Here is a 15,578-nt window from a genome sequence, read left to right as displayed (position 1 = left end):
AAAGAATGATTTGGAAAGCCATGCTTTAACTAACCTTATATTGTCTAGGAGGGTATCTATGTTAACGATCAACATTCCAGGAAGGAAGGAAGTAAAAGTAGAAAATTTAGTTTTGAATTTCAATGGAACGATTGCTTTAGATGGAGTGATCTTACCAGAAGTGAAAGAAAAGCTTAGACAATTAGCAAAAGATTTAACTCTCTATGTGGTTACAGCAGATACCAATAGTAGTGTTCATGATCAGTGTAAAGATTTACCTGTACAAGTCCATGTGATTGGCAAAGAAGATCAATTAGGAGAGAAGCAGCGATTTGTTCAAGCATTAAAAGAAAAAGGTGTCATTTCCATGGGGAATGGAGTAAATGATGAGTGGATGTTTGAAGTCTCTGACTTAGCCATTGCATTGATTGGGACTGAAGGTTGTGCAACAAGTTCCCTTATGAAAAGTGATATCGTGGTCAAACAAATCACAGATGGGTTAGACTTGTTATTGAAACAAAACCGACTGATTGCCACATTGAGAAGTTAGGTAAACAATCTATATTATGAAGGAAATCCGGGAATGACACCCCGGATTTTTTCCTACATTATTAAAAATAACTTATTCTTTACCCTTATTATTTACTCTTGAAAGGAATTTTTCTTCTTCAACAATATATCGTTCATGGGTACCTTCACCAATCAACCCAACCTCATCATAGGCCTCAACTTTAAAGCTTAATCGTTTTCCATTGATTGCAATTAGTTCAGCCCTTGCTTCTACGTTCATTCCTAAGGGAGTTGCAGCGACATGTTTTACCTGAAGTTCTGTGCCTACTGTTCCAAAACCTTCAGGCAATGAAGAGTGAACGGCATTCATCGCTGCACCCTCCATGAGCCCAACCATTGCTGGTGTAGCAAATACTTCTAACTCTCCACTACCATACGTTTTAGCTGTATTAGTATTGTTAACGATGGATTGTTTAGTACCTGTCATACCAATTTGTAAATGAAATTCCATTAAGATTCTCCTTTTTGCAGAGTTCTGTTATGACTCATTTTTAACATATTCAAACTCTAGAAGCAAATCGTTGCTTTCAATTGTATCCCCAGGTTTGACATAGATTTCTTTTACGATTCCATCATTCGAAGCTTGAATCGTCGTTTCCATCTTCATCGCCTCTGTTACAATCATATAATCACCCTTATTCACCCGATCCCCTGGTTCAATTATTACTTTTAAAACTTTACCTGGCATTGTTGCGCCTACATGTAGCGGGTTATTTCGTTTAGCTTTTTTTCTTTTTTGAATGGCGATGCCAGTATGTTCATCCCTTACTGTAACTTCTCTTGGAATCCCATTTAATTCAAAATAAATCGTTCTTGATCCGTCTTGTTGAAGCTCGCCAACGGACGTTAGCTTAATCATCAAAGTTTTCCCTTTTTCTATTTCAACTGCAATTCTTTCACCAGGTCTCATTCCATAGAAAAAGGTGGGGGTATCTAAAAACGATAGGTTGCCATATTCCTCAATATATTTTTCTTTATCAAGAAAGACTTGAGGGTATAAAATGTAGGATAGCACTTCTTTATTGGTTGGTTTTCGATGTATTTTTTGTTCTAGTTCTTCTTTTGTTTTAGAAAAGTCAACTGATGGCAACAGCTCCCCAGGGCGACAAGTAATATAATCTTTTCCTTTTAAAATAATCTCTTGTAAACGTTGAGGGAATCCTCCATAAGGTTGACCAAGATAGCCTTGAAAGAATTGAACAACAGAATCAGGAAAATCAAGCTGTTCACCCCGCTCATAGATATCTTTTTCCGTTAAGTGGTTTTGTACCATGAATAAAGCCATGTCACCAACTACTTTTGATGAAGGGGTTACTTTGACAATGTCGCCAAACATTTTATTAACTTTTGCATACATATCTGCTACTTCATCAAAACGATCTACTAGTCCTACAGCAATAGATTGCTGTTTTAGATTGGTATATTGTCCCCCAGGCATCTCATGTTTGTAAACTTCCGTGCTACTTGACTTTAACCCACTTTCAAAACAAGCATAGTATGGGCGAACATCTTCCCAGTAATGATCTAGCATTTGCAGGTTATCTAAATCTAATCCAGTAGATCTTTCGTTATATTCTAATGAAGCAACTAAAGCATTTAGACTTGGTTGAGAGGTAAGACCAGACATTGAACTTAATGCCGTATCAACAATATCCACTCCTGCTTCGATCGCTTTTAAAAGCGTTGCTTGGCCATTACCTGAGGTATCATGTGTATGAAGGTGAATAGGTAAACCTACTTCTTCTTTGAGTGTTTTAATAAGCTTATAGGCTGCATAGGGTTTTAATAAGCCAGCCATGTCTTTGATGCCAATGATATGAGCTCCTGATTTTTTCAATTCTTTAGCGAGGTTGATATAGTATTGTAACGTATATTTATCCTTTGTCGGATCAAGAATATCACCTGTGTAACAAATGGCTGCTTCTGCTATTTTTTCATTCTCTCTAACGGCATCGATTGAAATTTGCATTCCCTTAAGCCAATTTAAACTATCGAAGATACGGAATAGATCGATACCTGAATCCGCCGATTCTTTAATAAATTCTTTAATCACATTGTCAGGATAATTAGTATAACCTACAGCGTTGGCTCCTCGGATTAACATTTGAAATAGTATATTAGGGATTTTTTCACGAAGCTGATGCAATCTATCCCAAGGGCATTCTTTAAGAAAACGCATGCTAGTATCAAACGTTGCACCACCCCACATTTCGAGGGAAAAAATTTCAGGAGCTAATTTTCCGGTAGCCTCTGCAATTTTAAGCAAATCGTAGGTACGGACACGTGTTGCTAATAAGGATTGGTGAGCATCACGAAAAGTAGTATCAGTTATCAGCACTTTTTTCTGTTGCATCACCCATTTGATCAGACCATCAACTCCATATTGATCTAAAATCTGTTTGGTTCCATCAGGATAAGGGAGTTTGATGGAAGTAGCTGGTATTCTTGGTTTATGAAAGCTAGGTTTTTTATCTTTTTTTGGTAGGTTTGGGTACCCATTCACTGTAATATGACCAATATAGGAAAGAAGTTTGCTTGCTCGATCTTGTCTTGGTGGTAAATGAAACAATTCAGGATGGCTATCAATAAAAGATGTATCATAATGACCATTTAAAAAGTTCGGATGTTGAACAAGATTTTCTAAGAATAAAATATTTGTTTTTACACCACGGATTCGAAACTCTTTTAAAGTACGTAACATTTTTGATGCTGCTTGTTCGAAGGTATTAGCATAGGTGGATACCTTAACGAGCAAAGAATCATAGTGAGGTGTGATGTAAGCCCCGGCAAAACTATTTCCTGCATCTAGTCTAACACCAAAACCACTTGCAGAGCGATAGGCAACAATTCTTCCAGTATCAGGCATAAATCCGTTCTCTGGATCTTCAGTTGTCACACGACATTGGATTGCATAACCATTTTTAGTAATCTGATTTTGAGGAGGAATGCCCATTACTGAATTATCAAGGGCATACCCTTCAGCAATTTTAATTTGGGCTTGAACAATATCAATACCAGTAATTAGTTCGGTAATAGTATGTTCAACTTGAATGCGAGGGTTTACTTCAATAAAATAAAACTTTTGATCGGGAGTTACCAAAAATTCAACAGTACCAGCATTGATATAATTCGCTTTTTTCATGATTTTTAGCGCTGCTTCATAGATTTCATTTCGTAGATTTTCAGTCAAAGAGAGGGATGGAGCGATCTCGACAACCTTTTGATGGCGTCGTTGGACAGAACAATCTCTTTCAAATAAATGAACTGCATTGCCATACTGATCTGCCAAGACTTGAACCTCAATATGTTTTGGGTTTTCGAGATATTTTTCTAAATAGACTTGAGAGTTTCCGAAAGCTGAAAGGGCCTCGGAACGAGCTCTTTCCATTGATTCTTCGAGTTCTGCCTGATTTCGAGCAATTCGCATCCCCCGTCCGCCCCCTCCAGAAGCGGCTTTAATCATAATCGGATACCCATGTTCATTTGCGAAAAAGATAGCTTCCTGTAATTGCTCGATAGGGGTTTCAGTACCTGGGACGACTGGTATATTGGCTTCAATGGCTAAACGTCTTGCTTCCACCTTATCACCAAACATTTTGATATGTTCTGGGTTTGGGCCAATAAAAACAATACCTTCTTCTTCACAGCGCCGTGCAAACTCACTATTTTCAGAAAGAAAACCGTATCCCGGGTGAATGGCATCCACATTATGACGTTTGGCAATCTCAATAATCCCTTCAATATCAAGATAGGACTCGACTGGCCCCTTCCCTTCCCCTACCAGATAGGCTTCGTCAGCCTTAAAACGATGCAAAGAGACCTGGTCTTCCTCGGAATAAATGGCAACAGTGCGTATATGAAGTTCTGTACATGCACGAAAAATACGTATCGCAATTTCCCCTCTATTTGCTACCAAAACTTTTTGAAATGGACGAATTTGTGCCATGTCTCATCCTCTCTCCTTTCTTTATTGCTTTACTATAACATAAATTTTAATACATATTTTAAATTGAGATACAAAAAGAAGCAAATAGAATATTTACACAAAAAATTTTAAAAGGTTGAAAAATGAACAGATTGAGCATAATTAGCTTGCATGAGGTTTACATTTAAATAAGGTTCATGTAAAATTATTAGTATATATTAGTATCAGGTACTAAAAGTAGAAATGAAAGAGGGTGAGTTCCCATGTCGGGACAGCTTTTAAAAGGTAAAAATATTTTAGTGATGGGTGTTGCGAATAAACGTAGTATTGCATGGGCGATCGCTAATTCGTTATACCGTGAAGGAGCACGATTAATTTTTACATATCAAGGTGAACGATTTGAAAAAAATATCTTAGAGTTGGCCGAAGAAATGGACAATAAACTGATTTACCCTTGCGATGTTACTAAGGATAAAGAAATTAGTGCCCTTTTCCAATTTCTAAAAGAAGAAGTTGGCGTTTTACATGGAGTTGTTCATAGTATTGCACATGCGAAAGTAGAAGAATTAGAGGGGAAATATGCCAATACCTCTCGAGATGGCTACTTGATGGCTCAAGAAATTAGTGTGTATTCTTTAGTTGCTGTTGCACGTGAAGCCGAGAAGTTAATGACCGAAGGCGGTAGCATTATAGCCATGACCTATCTTGGTGGAGAACGAGTGGTTCAAAATTATAATGTAATGGGAGTAGCAAAAGCTGCTTTAGAATCTAGTGTACAATACTTAGCCAATGACTTAGGTCCAAATCAAATTCGCGTAAATGCCATATCAGCTGGACCTATTCGCACATTGGCCGCAAAAGGTGTCAAAGATTTTAATACTATTCTTCATCAGATTGAAGAAAAAGCTCCACTTCGAAGAACAACAGATGCTTCAGAGGTTGGAGATACGGCTCTATTTTTAATGAGTGATTGGTCTCGTGGCATTACAGGTGAAGTCATCCATGTAGATAGTGGATATCATATTTTAGGATTATAATCTAAACTTAAAAAATGTAAATCTTAACATGATCTTGATATTTCTAAAAAAAGTTCTGAAAATCCCTTGGTTAAGATAATAGTGGAAGCTAGCTAGTTTCCCAATTTATCTAAGAAAGGGAGATCAAATATGAAATTACAAAAAGTTTTATTTGCAAGTGCACTAGTTGGAGCAATGGGAGTAGGGGCGATGATTGGTCCAGTCGTAAGCCAAGCAGATACTACACCTGTTACAGCACCAGCACAAGTGCAACAACCAACAAACTGGCAACCAATGGGAATGCGTATGGGACAATATTTTGCTGGTTCCATGCATGAGATTGTTGCTGAGAAAATTGGTATCACAGCTGATGAGTTATATGCACAAAGAACATCAGGAAAATCAATTGAACAAATTGCAGAAGAAAAAGGTGTTACAACCGAGCAACTTCTTGAAGTTTTAGTTGCTGCAAAAACCGAACAATTAGATCAATTAGTTAAGGATAAAGTGATTACTGAAGATCAAAAGAACTACATCCTTGAACGAATGAAGGTAAATATGGAAGCTGCAATCACTAGAACAGAAGTTGGCCCAAGAATGGGTGGTCAATGGAATGGTCAAGGTATGCGAGGAGCAGGTAGAGGATTTGGTGGTGGCCCACGCTGGTCAGTCAATTCTTCAACCAGTTCCAACTAATTAAATCACACATAATATGTTTAGCCCTGGAGTTTAACTTCAGGGTTTTTCAAAAAGATAAGCAAGTATAACTTTCTTCCACTTGTCATTTAAGGGTTTGTCTATTCCATAAGCAGCGACATAGCGTGACTAGCAGCTTTAGCTGTGTAGCACGACTTGTACACTTTGTGTGCCTTCAGAAGTGCCCTTCTCTCCGTAATCTTTATTCATATAAGGGCACGGATGACGGAGCGCGATGGAATATACAAACCTTTTCTTAATAGTATTGATTTAAAAATGTAGATTTTGAAGATAAGATAAGGGAAAAGGAATTTTTTGGGGGACTTTGCCATGAAGAAGACAATTTTAATCGTGGATGATGAAACAAAAATTCGGGAGATGGTTAAAACCTTTTTAATCAATGAGGGCTATGATGTATTAGAAGCAAGCAATGGTTATGAAGCTTTTGATCAAATAAAACATGGAAATATTGATTTAATGCTTTTGGATTTAATGATGCCTGGAATGGATGGGCTTCAAACATTAAGGGAAGTAAGAACAACTTATAAGAAAATGCCTGTTATTATGCTTACGGCTAAGACTGACGAAGTAGATAAGCTGTTAGGTTTGGAGATGGGGGCTGATGATTATATTACAAAACCATTTAGCTTACGGGAGTTAGTGGCAAGGATGAAAGCCGTTCTACGCAGAACCCAGCCTGATGAGGAAGTGGAAGAGGACTTTATGATCAGAGGGAAAATCAAAATTTTTCAATCTAAATTTGAAGTCTATGTTGCCGAAAAGAAAGTAAATTTAACCCCAACTGAATTTAAAATTTTGGTTGCCTTAGCGCAAAAGCCTGGCAGAGTCTATAGTCGTTTGCAATTGATGAATATTGCCATGGGAGAAGCTTATGTGAACTATGAACGGTCTATTGATACACATGTAAGCAATCTGCGGAGAAAAGTAGAAGAAGATCCAGCGAATCCTAAATATATTCAAACTGTTTATGGAATTGGCTATCGATTTGGGGGAGACCTATGAGACTACAAACAAAGTTAATTATTGCTTTTAGTAGTATCGTCATCGTCATGGCCTTATTACAATCCTTATATTTTCAAAATCGAATTGGAACTGTTTTTGAGAATTATGTGAGCCAGAATGAAAGTACAAGAATTCAGGTTCTAAAAGAGATGTTGCTTAATTACTATGACTATTACCAATCATGGGATCAGATACAAGAACAATTGGTAGATAATCCATTCCAATATAGGGCTCGTAGAGGGCCTATGTGGGCAAATAGTCAGAATAGTATTGGGATGGAAAACCTAGAAATAATCGTTGCTAACCAACAGGGTATTGTCGTTGGAGATACCCAAAATAAATGGTTAGGCAAATCGGCAAAAGAAATCTCTGGGATTCATGAAGACCTAATCCTAAATGAAAACAAGGTTGGAGAACTAATTATTAATCGTGATAAGAGTAATGGCTTGACTACATTAGAACAACAATTCATGAATTCGATGAATACTTCCATTCTTTTTGGCACCTCGATTGCAGTCGTGATTGCTGTTTTATTGGGGTTATTTTTTTCAAAAACGATGACGAAGCCACTTTCTCTATTGATGACAGGGATTCACTATTTGTCAAAGGGCGATACCTCTTATCGAATTCAAGTGAAAACAGAGGATGAATTTCATCAACTGGCTAATGCCTTTAATGAAATGTCAGCAAAATTAGAACGAAATGAGGAAGTAAGGAAAAACCTAGTAGCAGATGTGGCCCATGAATTAAGGACACCCCTTTCTATTTTAAGAGGAAAGTTAGAGTCGATTCAGGAGGATGCTCTTGAACCAAGCCCAGAAGTTATTGTGCAATTAAATGATGAAGTATTTCGCTTGTCAAGATTAGTGAATGACCTTCAACAGCTTACATTAGCTGAGGCAGGCAAATTACCTCTTAACAAAAGTGAGACGAATCTTAATGAATTGATTCAACGGGTGATTGATCATTTTGAATGGTTGGCAGAAGAAAAACAGATCGATTTGGTATTTAAAAAAGGCCTAGACCCTTTGATTGAGATCGATGCTGACCGTATTACGCAAGTCATCATTAATCTGTTAGGTAATGCACTCCGTCATACACCTGAACACGGTAAGGTGTTGGTTGAGATAAGCCCACATTCATACAATTCAAATCTAGTGATTAAGGTAATGGATAGTGGTCCTGGAATAGATGAAGAATTCCTTCCCTATATCTTTGAGAGATTTTATCGAACTGATGCGTCAAGATCTCGTGATCAGGGGGGAACCGGCTTAGGCTTAGCTATTGCTAAAGGGTTTATTGAAGCACATGGTGGAAAGATTTCAGTAGAAAGTAAAAAGGGCAAAGGAACGACCTTTTTTATTGAGTTACCAAGGGGGAACCATTATTAGTATGTTTGCTATTTCTATTTTTGTTGATTTGTTTGATTTGATTCATTTGGCCGCTTCATCCTTTTCTTGAATATGATCGTACTAGGAATCACCGCATGGGTATTTGGCTTAAGCACATTTCTATATACATTAGTCAATCTTTTGGTCAATACAACGACGATTGATCTATTAAAAACAAAACAGAGGGAAAAGGGATTATGAAAAAAAACCATTCATTCACAAAAATTTCACAATTAAATAAACGGTAAAGGGTATACATCCAATATTTTTCATCATATAATGTAATTGAGAATGATTATTACTACTAAATAGTTGGTGAGTGGAATGAAATTAAATTTAGCTCAATGTAGAGTTGGGGAAAAAGTAAGAGTTAAATCATTACATATGAATGAAAATAAACAAAGGCGGCTAATGGACATGGGGCTTTTGCCGGGAACTGTGTTAGAAGTGTCTAGAATTGCACCGTTTGGCGATCCAATGGCGATTAAAGTACGAGGTTTTCAGATGAGTTTTCGCAAAAAAGAAGCAGAAGAAATTCTTGTAGAGTTTGTAAAATGAATTTGAGGTGTAAGAAATGACAGTATATGCATTAGCTGGAAACCCGAATGCAGGAAAAACATCTTTATTTAACCTGCTAACAGGAACAAGGCAATATGTTGGTAACTGGCCTGGTGTTACGGTGGAGAAAAAGGTTGGCTATATGAAATACAATGATTCAGTAGAGGTAGTGGATTTACCAGGTGTGTATAGTATCTCTCCATTTTCAATTGAGGAAAAAGTGGCGAGTCAATTCCTGGTTAGCGAAGAGTTTGATGCACTGATTAATATTGTTGATGCATCAAATCTTGAGAGGAATCTTTATTTTACTTTACAACTATTGGAATTTGGCAAACCTGTGGTCATGTCTTTAAATATGATGGACGTAGCCAAAGCGTATGGTATTTCGATTGATATAGAGAAAATGGAACAACGCTTGAGTATTCCCATTATTCCGATGTCGGCTCGAAAAGGGGAAGGATACCAAGAATTTATTAAGGTGATTCAATCTCCTTTGTCTCCTCCTCAATTTGCATTAAAGTATGATCCTCAGATTGAAGAGGCACTAAAACAGATTGGAACGATCATAAATCAATTACCTGAATTTAAAAACCACAACTACCGCTGGATTGCATTGCAGCTTTTAGAAGGTAATTCAGTTGTTGAACAACTGGTTCAAAATGATCAAAATCGAGAAGCAGTTGAATCGATTAAACAGCAATTGCAAACTAAATTTAATGTGCCTGTCTTACAAGTAATTCGTGAAGAGCGTTATCGCTGGATCGGCCAATTATTAGAAGAAGTGATGGTAACAGAATCTATTTCAAGAAGGACATGGACAGAACGAATTGATGCGATCGTCACTCATAAATATTTAGGAATCCCATTATTCCTATTCTTTATGTTTTTAACCTTCCAAGTCACATTCTCTTGGGTTGGAACACCATTACAAGATATATTAGATGGTTGGCTCAGTGGGCCAATATCTGAAAGTGTAACACAATTTCTAATTTCCATTGGTGCTACACCTTGGTTACTTCAATTGGTGGTTGATGGGATTATTGCAGGAGTAGGCGGAGTTCTTGTTTTTGTCCCACAAATTTTTGTGTTATTCTTGGTCATTTCCTTTTTAGAGGATTCCGGTTATATGGCAAGGGCTGCGTTTATTATGGATAAGGCGATGTCATCCATCGGATTAAATGGAAAAGCCTTTATTCCCATGATCGTCGGGTTTGGTTGCAATGTACCAGGTGTGATGAGTGCAAGAACCATTGAGCAGCCAAAAGAAAGACTAATTACAATTCTTTTAAGTCCTTTTATGTCTTGTTCTGCTAGATTAGCAGTCTATGCGTTATTTGTTTCCGTTTTCTTTAGACAGTATCAAAGTCTGGTTGTTTTTTCTTTATATCTATTAGGTATTGTTTTTGCTATTTTACTAGGCTTTATTTTTAAACGCTTCTTACTAAAAGAAGAAGAGAGCTTGTTTGCCATTGAGTTACCACCCTATCGCATACCAATGGTAAGAAGCTTATTATTAAGTACCTGGGACAAAGGGAAAAATTTTATTAAAAAAGCAGGGACAATTATTTTTAGTATGGCGGTATTAATCTGGTTTTTGGCTAATTTCTCGTGGACGGGTATGGTAGAGATGAATGAAAGCTTCCTAGCTGATCTAGGAGGAATCATAGCACCTATTTTTGCCCCATTAGGTTTTGGTACTTGGCAATCAGGAGTCGCCCTGATTAGTGGGTTTATGGCAAAAGAAATCGTTGTTTCAACCATGTCCATTGTTTATGGTGCAGGCGGAGGGGAAAGCATCGCCCAATTAGCTGCAATTATTCAAAGTACCTTTACTCCAGTCTCTGCTTATGCATTCATGGTCTTTGTTTTACTTTACACACCATGTATGGCTACTATCGTGGTGATGAAAAAGGAAACTGGTTCTTGGAAGTGGCCATTATTTTCAATAGGTTATAGTTTTTCTATTGCGTGGATTTTAGCGTTCATTATTTATCAAGTAGGAAATCTATTAGTCTGAATTGTACTTTGTAAGTGAATGATTGTATATTCCATATCAAATAAGATGGAAGGGATAAAAATGATCGGTTCAATTCTTATCACAGCTGTGATTGTGGCTTATAGTGGTTACATTCTTTTTAAGGCAACAAAAAAGAAAGTGAAAGGTGATTGTTGTTCAACCCATATGGAAGCTGGAAAGAGAAAAGGGAGAGGGTAAAATGTTGACCTATCTTATTTTAACTGCAATTATAGGATATAGTAGTTGGACACTTTATCGTTCCTTTCAAAAATGGCGTGCTGGGAAAAGCTGCGATAGTTGTTCAGGCTGTGCGGTAAGTGGGAACTGCCCAGTGCAACAAATGAAAACAAAAGAGGTTCCGCTCATTCTTAATCAGAGAAAAATATAACAATCACTGGGGAAGGGAAATAACCTTCCTTTTTTGTTTCGTCGGAAATGAAATGAAAAACTGGAGTCTACTTAGCGATTATGGTACGTTGAAAGAGGTATGAAAATAATGTGCGAGGTGCAAAAGCTTGGGCCAAACAGATCTAGAACAAAGATATATTCATATAGACGAAGTCGCTCATTTACTTGCTGTATCAACGGCCACAGTCCGAAATTGGGTGAAAACAGGAAGATTACAAAAAGTGCTGAAGAAAAATCGGGATACTTTATTTCAAATAGAGGAAGTTTTAAAGTTAAAACATGAAATCGAAACAGGAAAAACGGAACGATTAAAAAGTAGAAGAAATAAAAAAGCAGTGAAAGGAAACTTTATCCCTACCGAATATGTTACTTATTCTCCCTACCTTTCGTACGCTGAACAAATCATTGAAATTGCCAAAGAAATTAAACATCAGGAGAAAGTTCGTCTTGTTCTATTTGAAGTTGTGCTAAATCTACTACTTGCCCAGGGAAAGATAGAGACTCATATCACACAAAACGATAGTAGTTTTACTGAACTCATAAGTAAAGACCAGCTTTCCCTTCAGAAGTATGAACTGATTCTGGAGTCCCTCTTTGATTATAGAAATGGTAACATTCAGGAGTCTGATTTGATCGCTTTACAAAAAGTTAGACAGCTACATATTCCCTTTGTTGAAGGAGACGATTTTTTAGGACTAGTTTATATGTCTCTTTCTCATTTGGGCAAAAGAAAAAACAATGGAAGTTACTACACTCCTTCTACGATCGTCGATTCATTGGTAGATAAAAGTTTGACCTTTTTTGAAAAGGATAAACTTTCTAAAGCCGTAGATCCATGCTGTGGATCAGGGAATTTTTTAATTAAACTTTTTTTAAGATTAAAAAGCCAATTGTTAGAATCAGGTCATCAAAATATTAAAGAAGTAGAACAAAGACTCATTGAAGAAAGTATCGCTGGTTTTGACATTGATGAAATTGCCGTTGCTTTAGCTCGAATCAATCTGGTTTTATTGCTTGAATCAGAGATTGATGTACAATCTATTTTGAATATTAGATCCCGAAATAGCTTAGAGGCATATGGCTATCATCTCTTTTCTACGTATGATAAAGATCAGTATGATTTAGTGATTGGAAACCCGCCATGGGGATATCATTTTAGTCAGGACGAAGTGGAATTTTATCGGGATCGTTATTTAACTGCTCAAGGGTCGCTCGAATCTTTTGTCCTTTTCTTAGAAAGTGGAATTCATATGTTACGAGAGAATGGGCTTTTGGCTTATGTACTTCCAGAGTCTCTGCTAAATGTAAAATCTCATCTTCCCATTCGAAAAATCTTGCTTGAGCAAACAGAACTCTTAAATATCAAGGTACTAGGTCAGCAGTTTTCAAAAGTATTTGCTCCTGCCATTACTTTAATCGTGAGAAATAGAAAGAGCTCACCAGACCACCAAATCACTGTCGAAGATGAGAATTTGATTGTTTCTATTTCACAAAAAAGATTTTTAAACAATGATTTACACATTTTTAATGTCAAATCATCAGATGCAGAAGATCAATTGATTGAACAAATGAAATCATTACCGGGTGTTCAATATTTAAAGGATCATGCACATTTTGCATTAGGCATTGTGACTGGTGATAATAAAGCTTATTTATCCCAAGTCAAACCTGTTGGTGGGGAGCCTATTTTAAAAGGAAATGATGTCGATAAGTATAATTATTATGTGGGAAACCATTATATTGTCTTTACACCAGAGAAATTTCAACAAGTAGCACCTGTTTCTCTTTATCGGGCTAAAGAAAAATTAATTTATCGGTTTATTAATGAAACCTTAACGTTTGCCTATGATCATCAGCAAACCTTATCCTTAAATAGTGCGAATATCCTGATTCCAACGCTTGAAGGGTATTTGATCAAATATATCTTAGCTGTACTTAATTCGCGGCCGGTTCAATTTTTCTATACCTTATCGTTTTCATCTGTAAAGATTTTGCGCAAACATATTGAATCGATTCCAATTCCTCCCTGTGACCAAAAAGAGCAGATGGAGATTGAAAAATTAGTTGATCAATTGATGTCAGTTAATAGTCCTGAACAACGCTTAGAACTGTATGAAAGAATCGATGATCGAATCATGGGATTATACCAACTTCATCCCGAACAAAAAGAATATATCAAGAAAAAGTTTAAGCAGGTTAGAAATTTGTCGAGGTGAAACCATTGCAAAAAAAAGAAGTGTATTTACCATGTTTTGTAAATACACTTCTTTTTTTTAAAGATTAAGAAAGTATAACTTTCTTCCATTTGTCATTTAAGGGTTTGTATATTCCATAAGCTGCGACCTTCAGAAGTGCCCTTCTCTCCGTAATCTTTATTCATAGAAGGGTACGGATGACGGAGCGCGATGGAATATACAAACCTTTTTAACCTGCCAATTCAGTTTCTTGATAATCAAGTCTTCCTTTTGTAGGTTGTTCCATATGTTTTTCCTCCGTTTTGGCCACCACAACTGCACAAGTGGCATCTCCTGCCACATTGATCGAGGTTCGTAACATGTCAAGAATACGGTCAACTCCTAAAATGAGTCCAATTCCTTCTACAGGTAAACCAACTGATTTTAACACCATGGTTAGCATGACCAATCCTACTCCTGGGACAGAAGCGGTTCCAATACTTGCAAGTGTTGCAGTTAATACAACAGTTAACAATTGACTAAATGTTAAATCAACACCATATACTTGAGCAATAAATACAGTGGCAACCCCTTGCATAATCGCAGTTCCATCCATATTGATCGTTGCACCTAATGGTTGAACGAAGGAGCTAATCGATTTTGGTACATTTAGGTTTTCTTGAGCAGCTTTCATCGAAACGGGTAATGTCGCACTACTGCTAGAGGTACTAAATGCAACCGCCATCGCTGGGAAAAAACCTTTAAAGAAACTGATTGGATTTTGTTTAGCGATCAATAAAAGAGAAGAACCATAGGTAACGATAGCGTGTACAAATAATGCAGCGATGACAACCGTCATATATAGTCCCATTGCTTTAATTGCAGTTAATCCTTGCTTGCCAATGGCAGAAGCGATTAAAGCAAAAGTACCATATGGAGCAAATCTCATGACTAGATGAACAAGATACATCATAATCTCATTTCCCTGTTCCACAAATTCAAGGAAGCGATTTGCTTTTTTCCCTAGCGCTACAATGCCAATACCGATAAAGACAGCGAACGTGATAAGTGGTAGCATATCTCCGTTTGCCATGGATTGTATCGGATTTTTCGGAATGATGCTTAATAAGGTGTCGATGACAGGGGGCGCTTCTTTCCCTTGGAAGGTTGCTTGTTCAGTACCAAGATTCCACCCTGCACCTGGCTGAATCACACTTGCCAAGAATAACCCGATCGTAATTGCGATCCCAGTTGTAAAAAGGAAAAAACTAATCGTCTTTGTTCCAATTCGGCCTAGCTTTTTGGGATCACCTATTCCAGCTGTACCAAGAGTTATCGAGAAGAAAACGATTGGTACCACTAACATACTGATTAAGTTTAAAAAGATTTTTCCAATTGGCGTTAGCAAATATTGGTCTACATATGGAAAAGAATCTGAAGCAAACAAATTAAATAATAAACCAAAGACCCCACCAACGATTAACGCAATTAAAATTTTACCTGTTAATTTCATACATTTCCTCCTTTTTTTTCATTTTTATAGAAATAAAAAGCCACAGAAGGGCTATGCTCTTCTATGGCTAGAAAAAACAACCATCCTTCTCCCTATACGCTTACGAGGTTAGCTGTCGGATTCGGACGTGAGAGTCGCCCTACCTATTTTAAGGATTCACCCCTAGTGACCAATTTCATCACAGAAATGGTTCCCCCGCTCAAGTTTGATTCAGCGTAGAAATATAAAGTTATAATAAATTTTATTGTTTTATATTAAAAATGTCAATGGCTATTACTCCAATTATTTCCTGAAAGTGTAAATAAAAG

General features: G+C 37.0%; 13 protein-coding genes and 1 riboswitch. Of the genes, 10 read left to right on the top strand and 3 right to left on the bottom strand.

Annotation, left to right across the window (positions count from 1 at the left end; all coding sequences use genetic code 11):
• Positions 1–58 precede the first annotated feature (58 nt).
• A complete protein-coding gene (locus TEPIDINF_RS09100) occupies positions 59–529 on the top strand; it encodes an HAD family hydrolase (protein WP_421691806.1) in 471 nt (156 codons plus the stop codon).
• Positions 530–601: 72 nt separating this feature from the next.
• On the opposite strand, the gene TEPIDINF_RS09095 is transcribed toward TEPIDINF_RS09100, so the two are convergent.
• Complete coding sequence (locus tag TEPIDINF_RS09095; RefSeq protein WP_068725903.1) at positions 602–1,000, bottom strand: thioesterase family protein; 399 nt, start codon at positions 998–1,000, stop codon at positions 602–604.
• Between the two features lie 27 nt (positions 1,001–1,027).
• Positions 1,028–4,495 (bottom strand): pyruvate carboxylase, encoded by a 3,468-nt coding sequence (pyc, locus tag TEPIDINF_RS09090; RefSeq protein WP_421691805.1) that lies wholly within the window; start codon positions 4,493–4,495, stop codon positions 1,028–1,030.
• A 242-nt stretch (positions 4,496–4,737) separates the two neighbouring features.
• On the opposite strand from pyc, the gene fabI reads away from it, so the two are divergent.
• From fabI to TEPIDINF_RS09045, 9 genes are all read left to right on the top strand, one after another.
• Positions 4,738–5,511: an enoyl-ACP reductase FabI gene (fabI, locus tag TEPIDINF_RS09085; protein WP_421691804.1), complete on the top strand. Its 774-nt coding sequence runs from the start codon at positions 4,738–4,740 to the stop codon at positions 5,509–5,511.
• A gap of 129 nt (positions 5,512–5,640) precedes the next feature.
• Entirely contained in the window at positions 5,641–6,186 is a 546-nt protein-coding gene (locus TEPIDINF_RS09080) for a hypothetical protein (RefSeq protein WP_068725895.1), read from the top strand.
• Between the two features lie 330 nt (positions 6,187–6,516).
• Entirely contained in the window at positions 6,517–7,209 is a 693-nt protein-coding gene (locus tag TEPIDINF_RS09075) for a response regulator transcription factor (protein ID WP_068725892.1), read from the top strand.
• Positions 7,206–8,600, top strand: a complete 1,395-nt coding sequence (locus TEPIDINF_RS09070) for a sensor histidine kinase (protein ID WP_421691803.1) — start codon at positions 7,206–7,208, stop codon at positions 8,598–8,600. Before TEPIDINF_RS09075 ends, TEPIDINF_RS09070 begins: the two co-directional genes overlap by 4 nt.
• Before the next feature lie 57 nt (positions 8,601–8,657).
• Positions 8,658–8,801 (top strand): YitT family protein, encoded by a 144-nt coding sequence (locus tag TEPIDINF_RS09065; protein ID WP_407701951.1) that lies wholly within the window; start codon positions 8,658–8,660, stop codon positions 8,799–8,801.
• 123 nt (positions 8,802–8,924) lie between these two features.
• A complete protein-coding gene (locus TEPIDINF_RS09060; protein WP_068725886.1) occupies positions 8,925–9,158 on the top strand; it encodes a FeoA family protein in 234 nt (77 codons plus the stop codon).
• Positions 9,159–9,174: 16 nt separating this feature from the next.
• The gene (feoB, locus tag TEPIDINF_RS09055; RefSeq protein ID WP_421691802.1) at positions 9,175–11,175 is read left to right on the top strand and encodes a ferrous iron transport protein B; all 2,001 of its coding nucleotides are present in this window, start codon (positions 9,175–9,177) and stop codon (positions 11,173–11,175) included.
• Between the two features lie 199 nt (positions 11,176–11,374).
• Positions 11,375–11,563: a FeoB-associated Cys-rich membrane protein gene (locus TEPIDINF_RS09050; protein WP_421691801.1), complete on the top strand. Its 189-nt coding sequence runs from the start codon at positions 11,375–11,377 to the stop codon at positions 11,561–11,563.
• A 127-nt stretch (positions 11,564–11,690) separates the two neighbouring features.
• Positions 11,691–13,799 carry a TaqI-like C-terminal specificity domain-containing protein gene (locus TEPIDINF_RS09045; protein ID WP_421691800.1) on the top strand — a complete coding sequence of 703 codons (2,109 nt, stop codon included), beginning with the start codon at positions 11,691–11,693 and terminating at the stop codon, positions 13,797–13,799.
• A 208-nt stretch (positions 13,800–14,007) separates the two neighbouring features.
• Here TEPIDINF_RS09045 and TEPIDINF_RS09040 read toward each other — a convergent pair whose 3' ends face one another.
• Positions 14,008–15,270 (bottom strand): dicarboxylate/amino acid:cation symporter, encoded by a 1,263-nt coding sequence (locus TEPIDINF_RS09040; protein ID WP_068725877.1) that lies wholly within the window; start codon positions 15,268–15,270, stop codon positions 14,008–14,010.
• An 83-nt stretch (positions 15,271–15,353) separates the two neighbouring features.
• A riboswitch (cyclic di-AMP (ydaO/yuaA leader) is annotated at positions 15,354–15,496 on the bottom strand.
• Positions 15,497–15,578: the final 82 nt, after the last annotated feature.

It is taken from the genome of Tepidibacillus infernus, from assembly GCF_048898065.1.
Lineage (GTDB): Bacteria > Bacillota > Bacilli > Tepidibacillales > Tepidibacillaceae > Tepidibacillus_B > Tepidibacillus_B infernus.
This window is presented reverse-complemented; position numbering and strand designations above follow the sequence as displayed.

Excerpts from the sequence above, each read along its gene's own strand:
- TEPIDINF_RS09080 (WP_068725895.1), top strand. The coding sequence starts at position 5,641 with ATGAAATTACAAAAAGTTTTATTTGCAAGTGCACTAGTTGGAGCAATG.
- TEPIDINF_RS09075 (WP_068725892.1), top strand. The coding sequence starts at position 6,517 with ATGAAGAAGACAATTTTAATCGTGGATGATGAAACAAAAATTCGGGAG.
- TEPIDINF_RS09100 (WP_421691806.1), top strand. The coding sequence starts at position 59 with ATGTTAACGATCAACATTCCAGGAAGGAAGGAAGTAAAAGTAGAAAAT.
- feoB (WP_421691802.1), top strand. The coding sequence starts at position 9,175 with ATGACAGTATATGCATTAGCTGGAAACCCGAATGCAGGAAAAACATCT.
- pyc (WP_421691805.1), bottom strand. The coding sequence starts at position 4,495 with ATGGCACAAATTCGTCCATTTCAAAAAGTTTTGGTAGCAAATAGAGGG.
- TEPIDINF_RS09070 (WP_421691803.1), top strand. The coding sequence starts at position 7,206 with ATGAGACTACAAACAAAGTTAATTATTGCTTTTAGTAGTATCGTCATC.
- TEPIDINF_RS09050 (WP_421691801.1), top strand. The coding sequence starts at position 11,375 with ATGTTGACCTATCTTATTTTAACTGCAATTATAGGATATAGTAGTTGG.
- TEPIDINF_RS09095 (WP_068725903.1), bottom strand. The coding sequence starts at position 1,000 with ATGGAATTTCATTTACAAATTGGTATGACAGGTACTAAACAATCCATC.
- TEPIDINF_RS09040 (WP_068725877.1), bottom strand. The coding sequence starts at position 15,270 with ATGAAATTAACAGGTAAAATTTTAATTGCGTTAATCGTTGGTGGGGTC.
- fabI (WP_421691804.1), top strand. The coding sequence starts at position 4,738 with ATGTCGGGACAGCTTTTAAAAGGTAAAAATATTTTAGTGATGGGTGTT.
- TEPIDINF_RS09060 (WP_068725886.1), top strand. The coding sequence starts at position 8,925 with ATGAAATTAAATTTAGCTCAATGTAGAGTTGGGGAAAAAGTAAGAGTT.